Genomic DNA, 19,788 nt, shown 5'->3' on the forward strand with positions numbered 1-19,788 from the left:
GGATCCCGCCATGATGCACACCTTTATCCCGCCCCACCGTTTCTTTCCCTACCTGACCTGGACGGAGATCCAGGCCATGCCCGACAAAGAGAACGTAGTCATCATCCAGCCGGTGGCCTCAATCGAGCAGCACGGTCCCCATTTGCCCCTGGTGGTAGATGCCTGCATCGGCACGGCAATCATCGGGCGGGCCATGGAAAAACTAGAGCCGGAGATCCCGGCCTATGTCCTGCCCACCCAGTGCTACGGCAAGGCCAACGAGCACTGGCATTTCCCCGGCACCATCACCCTCTCGGCGCAAACCCTGATGGCGGTGTTGACCGAAGTGGCCGAAAGCATTTACCGGGCTGGGTTTCGCAAGCTGGTGTTCCTCAACTCCCACGGCGGCCAGCCCGAGGTGCTGCAGATTGTGGCCCGCGACCTGCACCAGAAGTACGAAGATTTCCTGCTCTTCCCGGTGTCCGTCTGGCGCGTTCCCCACCAAGGCCAGGAGCTGATGACCGCAAAAGAGCAGGAATTGGGCATTCACGCCGGAGACGGCGAGACCAGCATGTTGATGTACCTGTTGCCCGAGACGGTGCGCACCGACCGCTTGGTCTGCGAGTACCCCTCGGATCTGCCGCAAGATAGCTTGCTCAGCCTGGAAGGGCGGATCTCGTTTGCCTGGACAACCCGCGACCTCAGCCGGAGCGGCGTCCTGGGGGATGCCACCGCCGCCACGCCCGAAAAAGGCAAGCTCCTGGTCGAGTCGATGGCCGACGGCTGGGTGCGGCTGATCCGAGATCTGCACAAGTTCCAACAGCCCCAGGCCTGGCGCAAAGCCCCGCTGTCGGTCTAGGGATCCCGGCAGGTTTCCTGACCTTTTGAGGCTTCTGGCCGGCCCTAGCCTGCTTCTCTGGAGCGGGAGGAGCGACTTCTCGAGGGCTGATGATAGGCTTGAGGGAAACCCCCTGAGGGAAGAGCGATGGTTCTTGCCTCAAAGCCAGCCACCCCCCCTGTCCTTGAGCGGCACGACGCCACTTGGCAGGACTATGTGGCCATTCGCAGCCATCCTGACCTGGAGTGGCAAAAACTCTCCTTTCATCGGGGTTGGTTGTGGGTCAACATGGGCAAAGAAGGGCCGGAACACGCCTCCGTCAGCGATTTCATCACCATCATTTTCGGGTTTTGGGCCTTTTTGCACCCGGATGTGCCGCTGCAGTCCTATGGTCGCTGTCTGATTGAGTACCCAGAAACCCACGCCTGCGCCCCTGACCTAGTGCTCTACAAAGGGGAGAACATCCCCAAATACCAAGCCGGCGAGCCGCGGCGGATTGATTTGCGTTTCCAAAGACCTCCCGACCTGGTGGGCGAAATTGCCGACACCACCCTGGCTCTTGACCTGGACGAGCAAAAGCAGCTCTACGCCAGCCTGGGCATTCCTGAGTACTGGGTCATCGATGTCAAGGGGCGGCGTGTTTTTGCCTTTGCCCTGGCCAAGGACAGGCGCTATCGGGCCATTGCCCAGTCAGAGGTGCTGGCGGGCCTGCAGATAGCTCTGCTTGAGCAGGCGCTGGAACGCCTGGCCAGCGAGACCAACACCGCCGCCGCCAACTGGCTCCTCCAACAGCTCCAACGCCAGGCTTAAGATTCCCAGCTTCAGGATGGACTATGACTGTAATCTCTCTCAAGACCTCGACTTCCCCCATCCTCGAGCGGCACGACGCCACTTGGCAGGACTATGTGGCCATTCGCAGCCATCCTGACCTGGAGTGGCAAAAACTCTCCTTTCATCGGGGTTGGTTGTGGGTCAACATGGGCAAAGAAGGGCCGGAACACGCCTCCGTCAGCGATTTGATGACGGCCATTTTTTTCGCCTGGGCCTTTTTGCACCCGGATGTGCCGCTGCAGTCCTATGGTCGCTGTCTGATTGAGTACCCAGAAACCCACGCCTGCGCCCCTGACCTAGTGCTCTACAAAGGGGAGAACATCCCCAAATACCAAGCCGGCGAGCCGCGGCGGATTGATTTGCGTTTCCAAAGACCTCCCGACCTGGTGGGCGAAATTGCCGACACCACCCTGGCTCTTGACCTAGACGAGCAAAAGCAGCTCTACGCCAGCCTGGGCATTCCTGAGTACTGGGTCATCGATGTCAAGGGGCGGCGCGTTTTGGCCTTTGCCCTGGCCAAGGACAGGCGCTATCGGGCCATTGCCCAGTCAGAGGTGCTGGCGGGCCTGCAGATAGCTCTGCTTGAGCAGGCGCTGGAACGCCTGGCCAGCGAGACCAACACCGCCGCCGCCAACTGGCTCCTCCAACAGCTCCAACGCCAGGCTTAAAGCCGTCAGGGCGTTTGGGCCAGCTTGATGATGAGATGGCGGTTTTTGTCCACCGCGATCCAGCCCTGCTGGCGGAAACGGTTCAAAAGACGGGTGATGGTGACGCGGGTAGTGCCGATGGCATTGGCCAAGTCTTGGTGGGTGAGGCGCACCTGCAGGCGCACCCCCGTCGCCATTGGGGATCCCAACTCCACCGCCAATAGGGAGAGCAACTGGCGCAGCCGATCCTCCACCCGCCGCCGCCCGGCCAAGGCCAGCAGCGCTTCGGTTTGGCGCAACCGCCGCACCAACTGCTTGAGCAGCCCCTGGCTCAGGGTTGCTGAGGCTTCCACCTCGGCTGCCGGCAGCCGCAACACGTCAACCGCCGTCAACGCCTTGGCTTGGTAGGGATCCAACATTGTCAGCGGGGATCCCAGGGGCATGGAGGGGCCAGCAAATCCCAACAGCGCCTCGCCGCCATTGGGATAGAGGGTAGTCAATTGCACCACACCCCGACAGACGATCACCCACTCCTCGGGAAACAAAGGGATGACCTGGCCGGGACTGTAGGGAGATAAACTGCGGCCTCGGTAGAGGTCTTCTAGCAATTGCCGCTCCCGTGTAGGCAGGCCGGCAGCAAAATGGCCGGGCATCGTTTCAGGCATAGGCTAGCTCCGCTAGGGCAAACTGGGCACACTGGTCGTTGGGCTTTCCCCTACCAATAACAGCATGGGGTTGGCTTCGCGGCTGAGTTGGGGTAGAGGACAAGTGTTCCCGACAACACCTTACCGCTTGCCTCTTCGACGGAAGTAAAGGAGAGGTTATGCCCAGGTTAAGTCTCGCCACGCAGAGGGGCAGAACCGAGAGCAACCGCGATCCGGTAGGATAGAAGTGCCAAGCTCAACCCTTCAGGAGACCTGCTGTGACGCTGATGGTTCGCGTGATCACCCCCGACCGCACGGTTTGGGATGCCCCCGCCGAGGAAGTGATCCTCCCGGCTACCTCAGGTCAGTTGGGCATCCTCACCAACCACGCCCCTCTCTTGACGGCCATCGGCAACGGCGTGATGCGGGTCAAGGCCGGTGGCAAGTGGTCGGCCATTGCCGTGATGGGCGGGTTTGCGGAAGTGGAAAATAACGAGGTAACCGTTCTAGTCAACCGCGCCGAGCGGGGAGAAAAAGTGGATAAGGCCGCAGCTCAGGCCCTCTTGGACAAAGCGAGCCAAGTTTTGAACACCAGCAGCGACAAGCAAGAGCGCCTGCAGGCCAAGTTGGATCAACAGCGGGCCAGGGCCTTGATCCAAGCCGCCGAGATGGGCCACAAAAGCTGAGGGATCCCCGCTTTTCTTGGCAGGGGATCCGGCTGCGGGGCTGGCTTTGTTAAGCTGAAGCTCTTGGGGAGCTGGTGGTGCTATGTTCAGTCCTGCAGTTGCCGATGGCGCATTGGGCAGCTTGAGAATTAGCCAGGTGGCGGCGGCGGCGGGGTTGCCGGTGCGCACGGTGCGCTACTACGAGTCGCTGGGCCTGCTGAAGCCAACGGTGCAGCGGTCGGAGTCCAGCTATCGCCTCTTCCATCCGGCAGTGCTGGGGCGGCTGGCTTTCATTCGCCGCTGCCAAAGCCTGGGCCTGAGCTTGGAGGAAATTCGCCAGATCCTGCAGTTGTACGACCGGGGGGAGCAGCCCTGCCCAGAAATCCGCCAACACCTGCAGGAGAAGCTGTGGCAAATCGAAGAGCGCATGGCCGAATTGCAAACTCTAAAAGGCCAAATTGAAAGCCTCCTTTCCGATTGGCGGATCCCAGCGGAACCGACGGCCCAGGAGGACGTGATCTGCCCGATTTTGCAAAAGCCAGAGGCCGGCGGTGACAAGGTTGGCAGACGCTACTCGACGGTTACCGACTTGGCCAGGTTGCGGGGCTGATCCACATCGGCCCCGCGGCGCAGCGCCATGGCGTAGGCAAACAGCTGCAGGGGGATGACGTTCAAAACCGCCGACAGCAGAGGTGTGGTGCTGGGCACCTCGATGACGTGGTCGGCTTTTTCCCGGACCTGGGTATCTTCCGGATTGATCAGGGCAATGACTCGCCCGCCCCGCGCCCGCACCTGCTCGATGTTGGAGAGCATTTTTTCGTAGACGGGATCGCGGGTGGCAATACACACCACCGGCATGCGCTCGTCGATGAGGGCAATGGGGCCATGCTTCATCTCCCCTGCTGGGTAGCCCTCGGCGTGGATGTAGCTGACCTCTTTCATTTTTAAGGCCCCCTCCAGGGCTATGGGGGCGTTGACCCAGCGGCCCAGGTAGAGCATGTCGGTGACGTGGTGGTACTGCTCCGCCAACTGCTCGTAGAGGGCGGCGTCTTTCAACAACAGGCTGATCTTGCCCGGCAGCTCGATTAAAGCTTGCAGGTGGGATCGGATCTGGGCCGGGCTGAGGATCCCTTTGGCCTGGGCCAGTTGCAGGGCCAGCAGGTATCCTGCCACCAGCATGCCGGTAAACACCTTGGTGGAGGCGACGGCGATCTCCGGCCCGGCGTGGATGTAGATCACCCCGGCATCCGCCAGACGAGTGGCCTGGGATCCGATGGCGTTGACGATGGCCAGGGTGGGGATCCCCTGAGTGCGGGCCTCGCTCATGGCCGCCAGCGTATCCACCGTCTCACCGGACTGGGTGAGGGCCACCAGCAGGCTGTGGGGGCGCAGCACCGGCTGGCGGTAGCGAAACTCGGAAGCATAGTCCACCTGCACCGGGATGCGGGCCAGGCTCTCGATGAAATACTTGAGCACCAGGCAGGCGTGCCAGGCGGTGCCGCAGGCCACGGCGTGGATCTGCTCTATCTGGGCCAGTTGCGCTTCTGTTAGCGCCAGCCCCTCCAGCGTCACCCGCCCCCCTTCCAGATCCACCCGCCCCCGCAGCGTATCGGTGGTGGTGCGCGGCTGCTCGTAGATCTCCTTTTGCATGAAGTGCTTGTAGCCCCCCTTGGCCGCCGAGACGGGATCCCAGGCTACGGTGATGGGAGTCTTGCGCAGCTCTTCGCCGGTAATGCGCAGGTAGCGCACGCTGGAGTCGGTGAGGATGGCCATCTCCCCATCTTCCAGAAACACCACCCTGCGGGTGTGGCGGACGATGGCGGGCAGATCCGAGGCCACAAAATTTTCCCCTTCCCCTTCGCCAATCACCACAGCCCCGGCATTGCCCAGGCGGGCGGCAATCAGACGATCCGGCGCCTCCCGATCCAAGGCCACCACGGCATTGCCTCCCCGCAGTTGTCCCATGACTTTGGCAAAAGCTGCCTCAAAGCAGCCCAGCTCCTCCGTGTACAGGCCCAGCAGGTGGGCGATCACCTCGGTATCGGTTTGGGAGCGAAAAGGGATCCCGCGCTGCAGCAGGTGCTCCTTCAGCTCCAGGTAGTTCTCCACAATGCCGTTTTGGATGACCACGATGCGCCCGCGCGCGTCGCAGTGGGGGTGGGCATTTTCTTCGCTGATACCGCCGTGGGTGGCCCAGCGGGTGTGGCCAATCCCCACCTTGGCCGTGGGCATGTTGGCCGTGAGCTTCACCAGCAGGTTGTGCAGCTTGCCGGTGGCCCGCACAATCCTCAAGCCCTCTTCTGGATCCACGGTGGCAATGCCGGCGGAATCGTAGCCGCGATACTCCAGGGTGCGCAGGCCCTCCAAGAGGATGGGAGCTGCCCACTGAAAGCCCACATAGCCGACAATGCCGCACATTCCTCACACCTCAACCCGAATATCCGCAAAGCCTACCCCAGCTTCCGGATCCCTTCAATGGCTTTTGCCGCTGCTAGGGGAGCGGATCTCGGCAGGGATCTTGGCTTCCTCTTGGGGAACCGGCTGCTGCCCCATAGGGGCGAGGGTAAAAGAAACGGGCGCGACTTGGACGGCAGCGGGCTGAATCCCGTTGTTGGAAGGGGCGCTGGAAACCAAGTTGCTCAGCCCCAACACCAGCTCTCGCAGGGCGCGGCGAAACTGGGGATCCCCGGTAAGCTCGTCGATGTCAGCCGTGATCTTTTGCACGTTCTGAAAGGAGATGCGGGCGGAGTCCAGGGTTTGGCGCAAGGTTGCTAGGGTGCCCGGGTCGCTTAGGGCAGCCGCAAGCTGCCGCAGATCCTCAGTGGCCTTGGCCGCGTTCTCCGCCGTTACTCGTGCCCCTACTAGGATCTGGCGCACCTCCTCCTGCAGTTGCGGATCGGTAAGCAGCGGGCGAACCGCGCTCGACATCGCCTCCAGATCGGCGCTCACCTGCTGGATATTCTCTAGGGCGGCCCGGAGCGAGGCGCGATTTTCTAGAAGCAGGGCCGTGAACTGGTCGGCAGCCTCCTGGAGACTTGCGGCAGTTTGGCTCACTGCTCTAGCCGCCTCGGTGAATTGCAACAAGTCCAGATCTTCGGTGCGCAGGGCTGCCACCCGCTCTTCCAGGGTTTCCGAGAGGTTGGCCACGCTGTCGGCAACGCGGGTGATCCCTTCTAGGGTGGCGTTAAGGGTGCTAAAAACCTCATCATCGTCAACCCGTGCAAGCAACCGCTCCAGGCGAATCAGCAACTGGCCAAAATCCACCCCCGGTTTGCCCTCCACCACATCGCCATCGCAGATGATTTGGCTGCGGTCGCAATCGGCAGCTAGGGGGGATCCCACTGCCCCCTCGACACTCCCCCTAGGCAAGATGTCCACCACCGTCTCCCCCACCAACCCTGTTTGCTGGGTAATAAACAGAGCATCGCGGGGGATGATCAAGGGCTGGTCGATGGCCACCTGGACCTCCACCTGAGCTGCCTGAGGCACGATGCGCTCCACCCGGCCCACAGCTACCCCCCGCAGCCGCACGCTAGAGCCCTCCGCCAGGCCGGCCACGCCGGGATAGGTAACGGTAAACCGAAAGCCGCGGCTGCCAAAGCGCAGGTTGTAGATCCACAGAAACAGCCCGGCAAAGATCAGCGCCCCCGCCAAGATCAACAGGCCCACTGCCCCTTCTCGGATGGCTCGCGAACGCATCACACCTGCCCTGCCACTTGAATTGGCCCTTCTACACTACCGCTGAAGAATTGCCGCACAAAGGGGTTGTCGCTCGTCTCAATCTCTTGCACGGATCCCTCCCACTGCACTCGCCCCTGGGCCAAGAGCACAACGCGGTCGGTGGCACGGTAGATGGTGCTGTGCTGGTGGGTTACGACGATGTAGCTCTCGCAAGCTTTTTTCACCTGTTGCAGATCCCGGATGAGGTCTTCGATTACGGTGGAAGCAATGGGATCCAGGCCCGCTGTGGGCTCGTCGTAAAGTAGCAGTTGCGGCTCGTCTTGGGGCAGAGAGGGATCCTCTATGATGGCGCGCGCAAAGCTAGCCCGTTTGCGCATCCCCCCAGAGAGCTCTTCCGGCAGGCTGTTCCCCTTACCCGCCAGCCCCACTGCCTCCAGCTTGGCCGCTACCAGTTCCCGAATGCGGGCTCGCGGCAGCCGCGAGTGCTCGTAGAGCAAAAACCCGACGTTTTCCTCCACCGTTAGGGAGTCGAACAGGGCCGCTTGCTGAAATACCATGCCCAGCCGCAAAGGAGGAGTGCAGTGGCCGGCCTGAATCTCTGGCAAAGGAATACCGCACCAGAGCACTTCGCCAGCGTCGGGCTCCGTTAGGCCCGCGATGATGCGCAACAGGGTCGACTTGCCCGTGCCGGAAGGCCCCACCACTCCTAGGGCATCGCCCCGGTACACCTTGAGGTCAATCCCATCCAGCACCACCGTAGACCCAAAGCGCTTAGAGACCTGCCGCAGCTCTACCAGAGGGATCGGATCGTTTACCTTGGCTGGAGAGGAAAGGGGCTGAGGTTGACCATTCTCTACCCCTGCTGGCGGCTTCTGCTGGCTGTCCCTGCTTGTGGCAGTGGCTTGCTGGCAGCACTTTGCCCACCACTTCTGGCAAAACTGCGGAATCAGGATACCTTCCTCCGGTGGCTTGCCTCCACTACTAGTCTACAAGGCCCTCCCGTTGCCCGAACAACCTGCCGGCGTTCACCGGCCCCAGGGATCCGAAATTCCTCCCTGGGCTCCCTTAGTCCAGCTCAGCGGCAGACTCAACCTCAGCAAGAGCGGCTAAGCCGGCAGGGATCCCTTCCGTCGAACTGGGCAGAGTCGAATCTGGCTGGGCCACGGCTGGAGGAGAAGGACTGCGGCGCTGCGAAAAGCCCCAGACAAACAAAGGCAGCACAGCCAGCACCATCCCCCATTCCGGGAGCTCAATTTGGGGGAAAAACACCTCCAGCAGCATGAGGCTTCCCACCAGGGCGATGATGGCAAAGGCAGCATCTTCCAGGCGGGAAAACTCATCCAGCCAGCGCAAGAACAAAGAGGCCATGTAGCGCATCAGGGTGATGCCGAGAATGCCGCCGAGGATGATCACCCAAGCCTTGCGGGAGACGCCCACCGAAGCGGCGATGCTGTCGAAAGAAAAGACTAGATCCGTCAGCTCTACCATCACCAGAGTTTGCCAAAAATTGGCCTGGCGAGTGATGTCTTGCTCGGGTCCTTCTTCTTCCCCGCGAAAATGCTGCCAGGCCAGCCAGAGCAAGTAACAGGCCCCAAGAAACTGAGCGGGCGGATACTCCACCAGCCAAACCGCTGCAAACACAATGGCGATGCGAAAACCATAGGCGCCAATGATGCCCCAGCGCAAAGCCCGGTTCTGTTGCTGGGGGGTGGGCAAATGCTTGACCAAAGCAGCTAGGGCGACGGCGTTATCAGCAGAGAGGGCTGCTTCCAAAAACACCAGAGCCACCACCAAAAAGAGATCCGTCCAAGTGAAGGACTGAACGATCCCCTGAACAAGAGCCACAGCGGTATTTATTGCCTCGATGGACATAGCAGCAAGCTTCATGTACCCCGGCTAAAAAATCGTTCGTTCAGTGCAGCCAACCCCAGACTGCTATCCTATAATCGACAACTCCTTTCATTTGCTTTCATTTTTATGGTCGTTTTTATGGTCGTTAGGGAGCGCCCCAAGAATGATACCTGAGGAAAGAACCCACCCCTCAATTCTTGGAAACAACCTCCCAGCGGAGACAGCCAAAATCCCGGCCTAGCCATGGCCTGAGTATAGCCTGTCTGGCTTAGGATTGTTTTACATTTCTTAACCTTCTCCCTCTCCAGGGGATGCAGGCGAGGGCAATCGCGACGCCAGCCGCTGGCCACAGCGCAGGATCTGGCCGGCCAGAATCGCAGCCCCAAAGCCGTTGTCGATGTTCACTACCCCCACCCCAGGAGCACAGGAGTTGAGCATGGTCAGCAGGGCAGCCAAGCCCTGGAAGCTGGCCCCGTAGCCGATGCTGGTGGGCACGGCGATCACCGGGCAATCGGCCAGGCCCGCCACCACGCTGGCCAAGGCCCCCTCCATGCCTGCCACTACAATGAGCACATCGGCTTCCAGGGCGGCGCGGTGGTGCAGCAGGCGGTGGATCCCGGCCACTCCCACATCCCAGAGGCGGTTGACCTGAAACCCGGAGAGCTCGGCGGTGAGAGCGGCCTCTTCAGCCACTGGCACGTCGGCAGTGCCAGCGGAGATCACGCTAATCTGGCCGGGATAGCTATGCACCTTTTGGGGAGGGATCCAGCACAAGCGCGCTACAGGAGAATACTGGGCCTGGGGCAAGCGGCAGCGAACTTGGGCATAGACCGAGGGATCGACGCGGGTGGCCAAAGCTAGGGATCCCTGCCAGTGGAGCCGTTCCAGGATCTGGGCAATCTGCTCAGGAGTTTTGCCCGGCCCCCACACGGCTTCGGGAAAGCCGGTGCGCAGAAGGCGATGGTGATCCACACGGGCGAAGTCTCCTACCGCCTCAAAAGGCAGGAAGCGACAGGCTTGCAGGGCCTGCTCGGGAGAGAGCTTCCCCTGAGCCACCGCCTGGAACAGTTCCTTCAAGGTTTGGTCAAGCGGCATAGAAGGGGGGTTGGGCAGCTCTACTACGCTAAGGAACCGCGCGGGAAAAACAACACCGGATGCCAACTTTGCCGTAGAATCTCGCCGGTGAGGCTACGGATTGACCACTCCCAAAAGGTCCCCACCCGTGGGGAGGCGGTGGCAATGGCGGTCATGTCCTCCTCAGCAGCGGTGGCCAGGATTTCCTGAAGCGGGGATCCCACCCGCACCAAGGCCCGCAACTGCACCGGTTTTACCTGCTCGGCCAGCGGTTCGACTAACCGGGCCAAGTCGGCCTCGGCCCTGCGCTTGAGCTCTTCTGCCGGCGATCCCTGGTTGCGGCGGGCGCTGGGATCCACCACATAGAGCAGCGTAATGGCCTGACACTGGGAAGTTCCTGGCAGCAGTTGGCCAAGACGGCTGAGGAGCTGCCGGCGGGGCTCCTCAAAGTCAAAAGGCACTAGGAGGGAGCGAAATAGGTGGCGGCTGCGCAGGCGCAATTCTTCCAGAGTAAAGGCGGCGATGAGTTGCGGACGCATCACCATTACCGGGATGGTCAGCTTCGGCAGCAGCTCCAAGGTGGTGCTTCCAAACAGTTTTTCGGTGAGCAGATTGTGGATCCCCATGCCTGTGATTAGCAAGTCGGAGCTGCAGGTTTGGATCCCTCTTAAAATCAGATCCACCGCCTTGCCCGCCTGCACCAAGACTTTGACTTCCAGCCCTGCAGGAACGGCGCTCAACACCTCTTGTAAGCGAGCCTGTTGCGCCTGCACTTTGGGGGTGAGGTCTTCGGGAAGGCCAATGTCGTCGTCCTGCCGAGCAACGCTATGCACAAAAGCAACGCGCTCAATCCCATTCAGGTAAAGCTCTTCTAGGCATTTGCCAAAACGCTGCAGTCCATCGCGGCAATCGGTGGCGATCAACAGGCTTTTGAACATATGGCTTTAGGCAGAGGGAGGTAGCCAGCAACAGCAACCTGCCCTAGGGGGGCAATCTCAGGCTAACACCTCGCACCCCGGACCTGTCCTTGAAAGGAGTCCCGATCTACTTCTGCTGCGGCTTTCGCTCACCGATAGGGATCCGCCAAGTTGCGAAACTGGGTGTACTGGCTTTCAAACAAAAGGCGCACCGTGCCCGTGGGGCCGTTGCGGTGTTTGGCAACAATTACCTCCGCAATTCCGCGATCGCTGGTGTTGGGATCGTAGTACTCGGGCCGGTAGATCATCATCACCACGTCGGCATCCTGCTCGATGCTGTTGTGCACCAGCAGGCCGTTGGCCACAAAGTTGTGGTGGCGGGGCATCTCGATGTCGTAAACCGGTTGCGGCTCCCCCGGCTCGCTAATGAAGACGACGGGATCCCAGATCAACCCCTCCTGCACCACCACCGCCACCTCCTCTTCCAGTTGCAGCTCGTCGAGGGTTTTCCAGCCGTCCCGAGTTAGGAAAGGGTGGTTGCCAGTGGCACGAATGGAAAAGTTGAGGCGGGTTTTTAGAAGACATGTGGGCTGCCGCCCACTGCAAAATACCCTCACTGGCTGTTGGGGCACCAGCCGCCCGCGCCCATTGAGGCTAAGCAGGCGCGGCAGTTCTGCTGAAGGCGGCAGGGCTGCCAGTTGCTCCAGCCGCCAGATCTTGCCGCGATCCACGTCCCTCACGCGGGTATCGCCGGCTAGACAACCCGACTCCCGCAAATCTGCCAGTTGCGGACGCTTGTCTGAGCGCGACTCCACTGCCCGGCTGAGCTGAGATAGCACCAGCACCGGCACCATCAGCTCTTTGGCTAGCGCCTTGAGGCCGCGGGTAATGCGCGACAATTCCTGCACCCGGTTGTCGGACTCAGATCCCTGGATTAGCTGCAAGTAGTCGATCAACACCAACCCCAACGTCCCTCCTTGCTCCACCTGCAGACGCCGCGCCTTAGAGCGAATTTCTGTAACCGTGCAGTTGGGCGTGTCGTCGATAAACAAAGGCAGTTGCGACAAAAAGCCAATCGCCTGCCCCAGGCGTTGCCACTCATTCTCGCTGATGCGCCCGGATCGCAGACGGCTACTATCAATGCGCGCCTCGCTGGCCAAGAGCCGCTGCACCAGTTGCTCCCGCGACATCTCCAGGCTGAAGATGGCCACCGGTTGCTTGACGTAGGCAGCCACATTTTGGGCAATGTTAAGAGCCAGGCTGGTCTTTCCCATCGAGGGACGGCCGGCTAGGATGACCAAATCCGACCGCTGCAAGCCCTGGGTCAGGTTGTCGAGGTCAATGAATTTGGTCGGGATCCCAGGGATCTGAGCCCCGCTCTGGAACCTCTCCTCCAACTCTGAGAAGATGTTTACCAAAACTTCCGAGGCTGGAACAAGGCTGCGCTGCACCCGTTCCTGGGTGAGGCTGAACACCTCTTGCTCGGCTCGATCCAGGAGCTGAGGGAGAGGCTGGCTAGTGTCGTAGGCCAGACGCGCCAAGGTGTTGCTGACTTGAATCAGCCGGCGGCGCATGTATTTGTCCACCACCAGACGGGCATACTGGTCAATGTTGACACTGCTAACCGTCTGCTCCACTAGGCGGCGAATTGCCGCCGTTCCTCCCACCCGCTCCAAGAGCTGGTGATCTGCCAACCAGGCAGAAACAGTGGTCAGGTCAGTGGGCTGGCCCTGGCTGTACAACTGCAGAGCAGCCCGGTAGATCTCCTGGTGGGCGGAGAGGTAGAACATCTCAGGCCGCAAGAGCTCCGCCACCCGCGCCATCGCCTCAGGGTCAAGGAGGATGCCGCCCAAGATCTCCTCCTCAGCTTCTATGTTCTGAGGCGGAAGCCGATCCCCACCGGTCAGGTCGTAATCGCTAATCACCACCAGCCAGGGTAGAAAAACCAAGCTCTCCCCCGCTCTCCGACTGCTAGGCTGCACACCCTAGCGCAGCGGGCCAAGTGGGCATAGCCGTCTGAACCAGAACCTCTTTTCTACTCAGGCGTGACCTGAATGCGCAGCGTAGCGGTAACCTCGGGGTGTAACTTCACCTGCACCAGGTAAACCCCAGTTTTCTTGATCTCCTCATCGAGTAGGACATTGCGGCGGTCGATATCGAGGCCACTGGTAGCCAGCACCACCTCGGCAATATCGCTGGCAGTTACCTGTCCAAAGAGCAGGTCTTTTTCGCCCACCTTCTTGCGGATGACAAAACGGCCAATCGTCTCCAAAGCCTTTTTGTAGTTTTCCGCCTGTTGCTTCTCAGCCAGCTTGCGGGCTGCTTCCTGCTCCCGCCGCATCTGCTGCTCCTTGAGAAGTCCAGGCGTAAGCCGCACCGCCATCTGCCGCGGGAAAAGGTAGTTGCGGGCATAGCCCGGCCTGACACTCACCACCTCTCCCGGCTTGCCGAGCCCAGGAACCGCCTGGCGCAGCATCACCTGCACATCTTTTGCCATAGGAGGAAGGCACCCACTCTCTTGACAGTCCTCTATTCTAGGCATTCCCCCGACCAATGTCAGCCCAGCCCCAGCCTCCCCCTGGGGTCTCTACCCTGACTAAGCCCGACAGTCGCGACCTCGGCTGCTGGGCCTAGAAATAACCTAGAAATAACCTGAATTTAACCTCTTGTTAACCAAAAAAGGGTTGACCTTACGTTACATTTAACGGCTGAGTTGCAAAGGCTGCGGTCTCAACGAGATCCTGTGCTTTCTTCGGCCCGGTGGACTGAACTCTTGGAGTTAGGTTTCACAGTTGCAGCTTTTTGACCTGGGCTAGGACACGCTCTTCAGTGGAGAGATCTCTGTATGTCGATGTCGCATTCCTTGGGTCGTCGTTCTTTCCTCAAGTCCTTGTCGGCAGTTGCTGCTAGTTTTGCGGCAAGTCAGGCCGGCTGGCAGCGAGTGTTTGCCCAGCAGAAGACGATAACCATCAACGGCGCTGGAGCTACCTTCCCGGCCCCCCTCTACCAAACGTGGGCCCAAGAATTTGGCAAGAAAAACCCCAACATCCAAGTCAACTACCAATCGGTGGGGAGCGGCGCTGGCCGTCAGCAATTTGTGGCCCGCACTGTCGACTTCGGCGCCACTGATAGCGTGCCGCGTCCTGAGGAGATTAGCAAGATTGAGGGTGAAGCCAACCCTCCCAAGGGCATGGTGGCCGTGCCTATGGTGGGCGGGGCATTGGTGGCAGCCTATAACGTCCCCGGCGTAGGTCCTGAACTTCGCCTCTCTCGCCTGGCGCTGGCCAATATCTTCCTGGGCAAGATCAAGAAATGGAACGATCCGCTGCTGGCTGGCCTTAACCCAGGCGTGACTCTCCCAGATCTGCCGATTACTGTTGTGCACCGCTCTGATGGCAGTGGCACCACCGACATCTTTACCACCCACCTCAGCGCCATTAGCCCCGAATGGCGGCAAAAAGTGGGCCGTGGCTCTTCCGTGAACTGGCCAACTGGCGTGGGAGCTCGCGGTAACGAAGGCGTTTCTGAACAAATCAAGCAGATTCCTGGCTCAATCGGCTATGTGGAGTACGGCTTTGCTAAGCTCAACAACCTAAATTTCGCTCGCCTGGAAAACCGGGCAGGCAAGTTCGTCGTCCCCAAAGTTGAGACGGAGCAGGCAGCGCTGGCGAGAATCAAGCTCGACGAGCGGCTGCTGGGGGTTGACCCAGATCCCGAAGGGGAAGACTCCTACCCCATTGTGGGCTACACGTGGATCTTGGCTTACCAAGTCTACCCCAAAGCTGAAACCTCCAAGGCTGTCAAAGAGTTTCTTCGCTACGCCCTCACCGAAGGGCAATCCTTTGCGGAGCCGCTGGGCTATGTGCCTTTGCCGGAGGAAACGCGGAAGAAAGCTCTGGCTGCCCTGGAAAAAATCACTCCGTAGAGGTTTGTACCCCCTACCCAGCAGATGACCACTACCTTTTCGGAGAGCAGTTCTCTATTTCGGCCCCGGCCCGTCTTCCAGCGCCGGCGCGACTGGCTATTTATTTGGGCAACGCGGATCGCCGTCTTTTTCTCGGCTTTCCTACTGTTGTGGATTGCCCTGGAGATTGGGATTCAGGCGCTACCTGCCATTCGGAAGTTCGGGCTGGGCTTTTTCTGGGGCACCACCTGGGATCCTGTTGAGGAAATTTACGGTGCTTGGCCCCAGATCTACGGCACACTGGTAACTTCTCTGATTGCTCTGATCGTGGGCGTTCCCTTAAGCTTTGGCATCTCCATCTTTTTGAGCGAGGACTTTTTGCCCAAGCCTTTGCGCACAGCCTTGATCATCGTGGTGGAGCTGCTGGCAGCCATTCCCAGTGTGGTCTACGGCATTTGGGGGTTGTTTATCTTCATCCCCTTCTTCCGCCCTATACAGATGTTTTTGTTCCAGCACTTCAACTGGCTGCCCATTTTCAGCACACCACCAGTAGGGCCTGGGATGCTGACATCGGGGGTTGTCTTAGGGATCATGATCATCCCCATCATTACTGCCATCGCCAGGGAAATGCTGGTGTCCGTTCCGCCAGAGTTGCGGGCGGCTGCCTATGCGATGGGAGCCACTCGCTGGGAAGCCATCTTTGGTGTCGTGCTGCCGGCAGCAATTGGCGGCCTCCTGGGAGCGGTGGTTTTGGGTTTGGGACGCGCCCTAGGGGAGACGATGGCAGTAGCGATGCTGATTGGGAATGCCCGCGGCATTAGCATCTCGCTTCTGGCTCCTGCCAGCAACATCCCAGCCCTATTGGCCAACGAGTTTGCGGAAGCGGGCCCCGAGCAGGTTGCAGCACTTATGTATTTGGCCTTGATTCTGTTAGCCATCACTCTGGTGGTTAACATTGCGGCGGAGCTGATGATACGCCGTGTCAAGTTTGCGCTAACAGCTTCGTGGGAGTAGAGGAATATGACGGCGCAAGTGCAGGCGGTAGAGCAAGGCAATTGGTTTAAGCGCAGAGCGAAGCCCTGGCAGCGCATCTTCTTGGATGTAGGAATGACAGCGCTGACAACTATCTCCAGCATCTTCGCCATTTTTGTGCTGGCTCTCATCCTCTACTACGTTTTCACCAGGGGCATCGAGCGCCTGAACTGGCAGACGCTGACCCAGCTTCCCCCTCCTCCGGGCGATCAGGTGGGTGGATTTGGCAATGCGGTGCTGGGGACGATTATTGTGGTGTCGATTGCTATCTCCATCACATTCCCCATTGGTCTATTCGCAGCCATCTATCTCTCGGAGTTTGGCAAAAACAGCCCCGTGGCCTCCTTTCTGCGCTTCGTTATCAAGGTGTTGACGGGGGTTCCCTCCATCATTGCCGGGGTGTTTGCCTATGGGGTGCTGGTGCTTTCCTCCAAAACCTTCTCGGCCCTTGCCGGCGGGATGGCTCTATCGGTGCTGACCCTGCCTATCATCATTTTGTCCTGTGAAGAGGCGCTGCGCCTGGTGCCGGCCGATACGCGGGCTGCTGCCTATGCGTTGGGGGCTTCGCGAGTGCAGACGGTGTTTCGCGTGGTGTTGCCAGCGGCTCTGCCGGTGATCCTGACGGGGGTGACGTTGGCCATTGCCCGCGCTGCAGGTGAGACGGCGCCCCTGATCTTCACGGCTTTGTTTAGCTTTCTCTGGCCCAGCGGTTTGTTGAAGCCAGTGGCCTCGCTGGCTGTGTTGATCTACAACTTTGCCCTTGTCCCCTTTGAAAACCAGCAGAAGCTTGCCTGGGGAGGGGCTTTGGCTCTGGTGATTTTGGTCCTGATTACCACCGTCAGTTTCCGGCTCCTTGTGAGTCGTCGCCAAGAAGCCATCACTATCTAAGCCTTGCAGCAACGTTATCTTCTTTTCAACACGCCTATGCGCTCTCCACTCTCTGACAAGTCGGGCTCTCCTAAGCAACCCACCCGGTTGGAGGTTGAACTAGAGACGCGGGATCTGAGCGTCTACTACGGCTCCCACCTGGCGGTTAAGCAGGTTTCCCTGAAGATCCCGAAAAATCACATCACAGCCTTTATTGGACCCTCAGGTTGCGGCAAGAGCACTATTTTGCGCTGCTTCAACCGCATGAATGACTTAATCCCAGGGGCAAGGGTAGAAGGCTCCGTTATCTTCCACGGGAAAAACATCTACGACCCGGATGTGGATCCCTCTGAGGTGCGGCGGCGGGTTGGCCTAGTGTTTCAGAAGCCCAACCCCTTCCCCAAATCCGTCTACGACAACATTGCCTTTGGGCCCCGGATTAATGGCTACCAGGGGGATCTGGACGAGCTCGTGGAGCGGGCACTGCGCCAGGCCGTTCTCTGGGATGAGGTGAAAGATAAGTTGAGGATGAGCGCCCTTTCCCTCTCCGGTGGACAACAGCAGCGCCTCTGCATTGCCCGCACCCTGGCCATTCAGCCGGAGGTAATTCTAATGGACGAGCCTTGCGCCTCGCTGGATCCGATTTCTACGCTGCGCATTGAGGAGCTGCTTAAGGAATTGGGCCGTCGCTACACGATCATCATCGTCACCCACAACATGCAGCAGGCAGCTCGCGTGTCCGACTTCACTGCCTTCTTCAACACTGAACTTGACGAGAGAGGGATCCGCTACGGACGAATGGTAGAGTTTGACCGCACCGAGAAGATCTTCAACTCTCCCGCCAACCGCGAGACGGAAGAGTATGTGAGCGGGCGCTTTGGCTAAGTCGCGGCCGACAGAAGGGATCCCGGTCGTCTATCTTGGTGGAGTGGAAGGCCAGTGGCTAGGGCATGGCCGATCGAGTCCGCCTGGATACCTGGCTGGTGGAGCGAGGGTATTTTTCTTCGCGCCAGCAGGCGCAGCGGGCTATCTTGGCGGGAGAAGTCTTCCTCAACGGAGCACGGGCGGAAAAAGCCGGGACGTGGGTAAGCGGAGATCCTGTAGTCCACATCCAGGCCAAGTCTGCTTTTGTCTCGCGAGGAGGAGAAAAGCTTCAGGGGGCACTGCAAGCTTTTCCCATTCAAGTCCAGGGTCGCATCTGTTTGGATGCTGGCATCTCCACTGGGGGCTTCACCGATTGCCTCCTGCGACGAGGGGCGCAGCGGGTCTATGGGGTGGATGTGGGCTATGGCCAATTGGCCTGGTCTTTGCGAACTGACCCGCGGGTAATCCTTAAGGAACGAACCAACTTGCGCTATCTTCAGCCAGCCGATCTCTACGGAACCGAGGTGCCCACTCCCAACTGGCCGGATCTGGCAGTGGTGGATCTCTCCTTTATTTCCCTGACTAAGGTGTTGGATCCTCTGTGGAAGCTGTTGCGCTCGCCGCGGGAAGCCTTGCTGCTAGTCAAGCCGCAGTTTGAGGCGGGCCGAGGCCAGGTGGGCAAAAGGGGGGTAGTGCGGGATCCGGCCGTCCATGCCCGCGTGCTGCAGACAGTAATGCAGGCGGCGGTGGCCCGCGGCTGGCAGGTGCAGGGCTATACTTGGTCGCCTATCACTGGCCCTGCCGGCAACATCGAGTACTGGCTATGGCTTGCTGAAGGGGAAGGGATCCCTCTCCCCGACCTCGGTGCACTTCAGCAGATGAGCGAGCAGGCAAGAGCAGCCTTACACCCATAAAGTAGTGCACTTGTCAATACGTCATTATGCCGAGTTGAGAACGATGAGCGCAGCCATTGAAGAATTGTTTCAGGAAGGGATCCGGCGCTACGAGGCGGGGGAAGCGGCCAAGACGCTGATCCCTTCCTTCGAGGCCATTTGTAAGGGATCCCCGAAGGCGGCAGCAGCCTGGACTTGCTTGTCCTGGCTCTATCTTTTGGAGGGGCAAGCGGAAAAAGCCCTGAAAGCTGCCCAAACTGCTGTGAAGCTAGACCCGGTGGACGCCCAGCCGCGGGTGAACTTGACTTTGGCGATGCTGGAGCTGAAAAAAACAGGGGTACGCCAGCAGGTGGAGATCATCAAGCAAATCTTGGCGCGGGATCCCGAGCAGATCGAGGGGGTCAAATCTAACTTGGCAGAGGGAGGGAACCGCCGTCCCAATTGGCCTCAGTTGAGCAAGATGCACCAATGGCTATTTGAAGTAGACCAAGCAGGTTAAGCAGGCTTAACCCGATTTTGCAACAAGAATTTAGGAAAATCTAGAGCTTGTCAACTTAATCCGCAACTTTTAACAATATTCTCATAGAGTTGGTGCTAGACTTCTCTTACCAAATCGCAAGACGGTATTCGGGCACCGCTGTGAGTTAGCTTGCATCCCACGCAAGCCTGTGGATTTGTTGGGCTTTGAGGAGATGCAAGGGTTTCTGTTTGGTGTGACACTTCTTGCATCGACTTGCATTGAAATTGAGTTCTGCTTTTGATTTTCTTTGACTGTAAATTGGAGGAACTTGAAGATGAACCGTCAGACCGTTTGGGTTAAAGGCGAGACCCGCAACCACCAGGGCCACTTCATCCCTCAATCCGAGTATACGTTGGTCGATGTTGACCAAAATGGCTGGGCGTTGATCTGTGTTGACAATGCCCGCTGCTATTATGTGGATCCCGACCAGCTCCGCTTTGAGGCGGGATGAGGTCTGTTGCTGCCCATGGAGGGCTTCCTGGCGAGAGTTTCCTAGGAGAGCAGCATCCTTCCCCTGCTTTTGGGCGTGGGTTTGTTTATGGTTTGGTATCCCTGAGGCTGCGCCAGAGGACTGGCCGGTG

At 59.5% G+C, this 19,788-nt stretch carries 21 protein-coding genes; 12 read left to right on the forward strand and 9 right to left on the reverse strand.

The window, feature by feature from the left end:
- Positions 1-13 precede the first annotated feature (13 nt).
- From ACVWXC_RS00710 to ACVWXC_RS00720, 3 genes are all read left to right on the forward strand, one after another.
- Positions 14-838 (forward strand): creatininase family protein, encoded by an 825-nt coding sequence (locus ACVWXC_RS00710; protein ID WP_011430381.1) that lies wholly within the window; start codon positions 14-16, stop codon positions 836-838.
- Between the two features lie 126 nt (positions 839-964).
- The gene (locus ACVWXC_RS00715; protein ID WP_457391221.1) at positions 965-1,627 is read left to right on the forward strand and encodes a Uma2 family endonuclease; all 663 of its coding nucleotides are present in this window, start codon (positions 965-967) and stop codon (positions 1,625-1,627) included.
- Positions 1,628-1,650: 23 nt separating this feature from the next.
- A complete protein-coding gene (locus ACVWXC_RS00720; protein WP_457391223.1) occupies positions 1,651-2,316 on the forward strand; it encodes a Uma2 family endonuclease in 666 nt (221 codons plus the stop codon).
- A 5-nt stretch (positions 2,317-2,321) separates the two neighbouring features.
- Here the strand turns inward: ACVWXC_RS00720 and ACVWXC_RS00725 are convergent, their stop codons facing one another.
- Positions 2,322-2,960, reverse strand: coding sequence for a Crp/Fnr family transcriptional regulator (locus ACVWXC_RS00725; RefSeq protein ID WP_011430384.1), 639 nt, complete (start codon positions 2,958-2,960; stop codon positions 2,322-2,324).
- 257 nt (positions 2,961-3,217) lie between these two features.
- On the opposite strand from ACVWXC_RS00725, the gene atpC reads away from it, so the two are divergent.
- Together atpC and ACVWXC_RS00735 are read left to right on the forward strand one after the other, a co-directional pair.
- On the forward strand, positions 3,218-3,625 hold the full coding sequence (atpC, locus tag ACVWXC_RS00730) for an ATP synthase F1 subunit epsilon (protein WP_011430385.1): 408 nt from the start codon (positions 3,218-3,220) through the stop codon (positions 3,623-3,625).
- Positions 3,626-3,707: 82 nt separating this feature from the next.
- A complete protein-coding gene (locus ACVWXC_RS00735) occupies positions 3,708-4,214 on the forward strand; it encodes a heavy metal-responsive transcriptional regulator (protein WP_206336901.1) in 507 nt (168 codons plus the stop codon).
- Here ACVWXC_RS00735 and glmS read toward each other — a convergent pair.
- The 8 genes from glmS to rplI form a co-directional block, all read right to left on the reverse strand.
- Positions 4,175-6,022 (reverse strand): glutamine--fructose-6-phosphate transaminase (isomerizing), encoded by a 1,848-nt coding sequence (gene glmS, locus ACVWXC_RS00740; protein ID WP_099835917.1) that lies wholly within the window; start codon positions 6,020-6,022, stop codon positions 4,175-4,177. The two genes, ACVWXC_RS00735 and glmS, sit on opposite strands and share 40 nt — an antisense overlap.
- A gap of 54 nt (positions 6,023-6,076) precedes the next feature.
- Positions 6,077-7,303 carry an MlaD family protein gene (locus ACVWXC_RS00745; protein WP_457391268.1) on the reverse strand — a complete coding sequence of 409 codons (1,227 nt, stop codon included), beginning with the start codon at positions 7,301-7,303 and terminating at the stop codon, positions 6,077-6,079.
- The gene (locus ACVWXC_RS00750) at positions 7,303-8,040 is read right to left on the reverse strand and encodes an ABC transporter ATP-binding protein (protein ID WP_457391227.1); all 738 of its coding nucleotides are present in this window, start codon (positions 8,038-8,040) and stop codon (positions 7,303-7,305) included. The genes ACVWXC_RS00745 and ACVWXC_RS00750 overlap by 1 nt, the downstream gene beginning before the upstream one ends.
- A gap of 310 nt (positions 8,041-8,350) precedes the next feature.
- Entirely contained in the window at positions 8,351-9,172 is an 822-nt protein-coding gene (locus tag ACVWXC_RS00755) for a TerC family protein (RefSeq protein ID WP_228375215.1), read from the reverse strand.
- A 252-nt stretch (positions 9,173-9,424) separates the two neighbouring features.
- On the reverse strand, positions 9,425-10,231 hold the full coding sequence (larB, locus tag ACVWXC_RS00760; protein WP_457391229.1) for a nickel pincer cofactor biosynthesis protein LarB: 807 nt from the start codon (positions 10,229-10,231) through the stop codon (positions 9,425-9,427).
- A 23-nt stretch (positions 10,232-10,254) separates the two neighbouring features.
- The gene (locus ACVWXC_RS00765) at positions 10,255-11,148 is read right to left on the reverse strand and encodes a universal stress protein (RefSeq protein WP_457391231.1); all 894 of its coding nucleotides are present in this window, start codon (positions 11,146-11,148) and stop codon (positions 10,255-10,257) included.
- Positions 11,149-11,276: 128 nt separating this feature from the next.
- Positions 11,277-13,052, reverse strand: a complete 1,776-nt coding sequence (dnaB, locus tag ACVWXC_RS00770; RefSeq protein ID WP_011430392.1) for a replicative DNA helicase — start codon at positions 13,050-13,052, stop codon at positions 11,277-11,279.
- A gap of 110 nt (positions 13,053-13,162) precedes the next feature.
- Positions 13,163-13,624: a 50S ribosomal protein L9 gene (gene rplI, locus ACVWXC_RS00775; RefSeq protein ID WP_011430393.1), complete on the reverse strand. Its 462-nt coding sequence runs from the start codon at positions 13,622-13,624 to the stop codon at positions 13,163-13,165.
- Positions 13,625-13,978: 354 nt separating this feature from the next.
- Between rplI and pstS the strand changes: the two genes are divergently transcribed.
- The 7 genes from pstS (at position 13,979) to ACVWXC_RS00810 (ending at position 19,658) form a co-directional block, all read left to right on the forward strand.
- Positions 13,979-15,052: a phosphate ABC transporter substrate-binding protein PstS gene (pstS, locus tag ACVWXC_RS00780; protein WP_457391234.1), complete on the forward strand. Its 1,074-nt coding sequence runs from the start codon at positions 13,979-13,981 to the stop codon at positions 15,050-15,052.
- 24 nt (positions 15,053-15,076) lie between these two features.
- Complete coding sequence (gene pstC / locus ACVWXC_RS00785) at positions 15,077-16,045, forward strand: phosphate ABC transporter permease subunit PstC (RefSeq protein WP_457391236.1); 969 nt, start codon at positions 15,077-15,079, stop codon at positions 16,043-16,045.
- 6 nt (positions 16,046-16,051) lie between these two features.
- Entirely contained in the window at positions 16,052-16,951 is a 900-nt protein-coding gene (gene pstA, locus ACVWXC_RS00790; RefSeq protein ID WP_457391238.1) for a phosphate ABC transporter permease PstA, read from the forward strand.
- Between the two features lie 36 nt (positions 16,952-16,987).
- The gene (pstB, locus tag ACVWXC_RS00795) at positions 16,988-17,815 is read left to right on the forward strand and encodes a phosphate ABC transporter ATP-binding protein PstB (protein WP_414402335.1); all 828 of its coding nucleotides are present in this window, start codon (positions 16,988-16,990) and stop codon (positions 17,813-17,815) included.
- Positions 17,816-17,880: 65 nt separating this feature from the next.
- Positions 17,881-18,708 carry a TlyA family RNA methyltransferase gene (locus ACVWXC_RS00800; protein ID WP_457391241.1) on the forward strand — a complete coding sequence of 276 codons (828 nt, stop codon included), beginning with the start codon at positions 17,881-17,883 and terminating at the stop codon, positions 18,706-18,708.
- 43 nt (positions 18,709-18,751) lie between these two features.
- Entirely contained in the window at positions 18,752-19,186 is a 435-nt protein-coding gene (locus ACVWXC_RS00805; RefSeq protein ID WP_011430399.1) for a hypothetical protein, read from the forward strand.
- A 295-nt stretch (positions 19,187-19,481) separates the two neighbouring features.
- Positions 19,482-19,658 carry a hypothetical protein gene (locus ACVWXC_RS00810; RefSeq protein WP_168173350.1) on the forward strand — a complete coding sequence of 59 codons (177 nt, stop codon included), beginning with the start codon at positions 19,482-19,484 and terminating at the stop codon, positions 19,656-19,658.
- Positions 19,659-19,788 lie beyond the last annotated feature (130 nt).

It is taken from the genome of Thermostichus sp. OS-CIW-20, from assembly GCF_054061455.1.

What these genes read in the sequence shown, in the direction of transcription:
- ACVWXC_RS00720 (WP_457391223.1), top strand. Translation starts at nt 1,651, where the DNA reads ATGACTGTAATCTCTCTCAAGACCTCGACTTCCCCCATCCTCGAGCGG.
- ACVWXC_RS00755 (WP_228375215.1), bottom strand. Translation starts at nt 9,172, where the DNA reads ATGAAGCTTGCTGCTATGTCCATCGAGGCAATAAATACCGCTGTGGCT.
- ACVWXC_RS00805 (WP_011430399.1), top strand. Translation starts at nt 18,752, where the DNA reads ATGAGCGCAGCCATTGAAGAATTGTTTCAGGAAGGGATCCGGCGCTAC.
- rplI (WP_011430393.1), bottom strand. Translation starts at nt 13,624, where the DNA reads ATGGCAAAAGATGTGCAGGTGATGCTGCGCCAGGCGGTTCCTGGGCTC.
- pstA (WP_457391238.1), top strand. Translation starts at nt 16,052, where the DNA reads ATGACGGCGCAAGTGCAGGCGGTAGAGCAAGGCAATTGGTTTAAGCGC.
- pstB (WP_414402335.1), top strand. Translation starts at nt 16,988, where the DNA reads ATGCGCTCTCCACTCTCTGACAAGTCGGGCTCTCCTAAGCAACCCACC.
- ACVWXC_RS00800 (WP_457391241.1), top strand. Translation starts at nt 17,881, where the DNA reads ATGGCCGATCGAGTCCGCCTGGATACCTGGCTGGTGGAGCGAGGGTAT.
- ACVWXC_RS00735 (WP_206336901.1), top strand. Translation starts at nt 3,708, where the DNA reads ATGTTCAGTCCTGCAGTTGCCGATGGCGCATTGGGCAGCTTGAGAATT.
- ACVWXC_RS00725 (WP_011430384.1), bottom strand. Translation starts at nt 2,960, where the DNA reads ATGCCTGAAACGATGCCCGGCCATTTTGCTGCCGGCCTGCCTACACGG.
- ACVWXC_RS00745 (WP_457391268.1), bottom strand. Translation starts at nt 7,303, where the DNA reads ATGCGTTCGCGAGCCATCCGAGAAGGGGCAGTGGGCCTGTTGATCTTG.
- ACVWXC_RS00710 (WP_011430381.1), top strand. Translation starts at nt 14, where the DNA reads ATGCACACCTTTATCCCGCCCCACCGTTTCTTTCCCTACCTGACCTGG.
- pstS (WP_457391234.1), top strand. Translation starts at nt 13,979, where the DNA reads ATGTCGCATTCCTTGGGTCGTCGTTCTTTCCTCAAGTCCTTGTCGGCA.
- larB (WP_457391229.1), bottom strand. Translation starts at nt 10,231, where the DNA reads ATGCCGCTTGACCAAACCTTGAAGGAACTGTTCCAGGCGGTGGCTCAG.
- ACVWXC_RS00715 (WP_457391221.1), top strand. Translation starts at nt 965, where the DNA reads ATGGTTCTTGCCTCAAAGCCAGCCACCCCCCCTGTCCTTGAGCGGCAC.
- glmS (WP_099835917.1), bottom strand. Translation starts at nt 6,022, where the DNA reads ATGTGCGGCATTGTCGGCTATGTGGGCTTTCAGTGGGCAGCTCCCATC.
- ACVWXC_RS00765 (WP_457391231.1), bottom strand. Translation starts at nt 11,148, where the DNA reads ATGTTCAAAAGCCTGTTGATCGCCACCGATTGCCGCGATGGACTGCAG.
- pstC (WP_457391236.1), top strand. Translation starts at nt 15,077, where the DNA reads ATGACCACTACCTTTTCGGAGAGCAGTTCTCTATTTCGGCCCCGGCCC.
- ACVWXC_RS00810 (WP_168173350.1), top strand. Translation starts at nt 19,482, where the DNA reads ATGAACCGTCAGACCGTTTGGGTTAAAGGCGAGACCCGCAACCACCAG.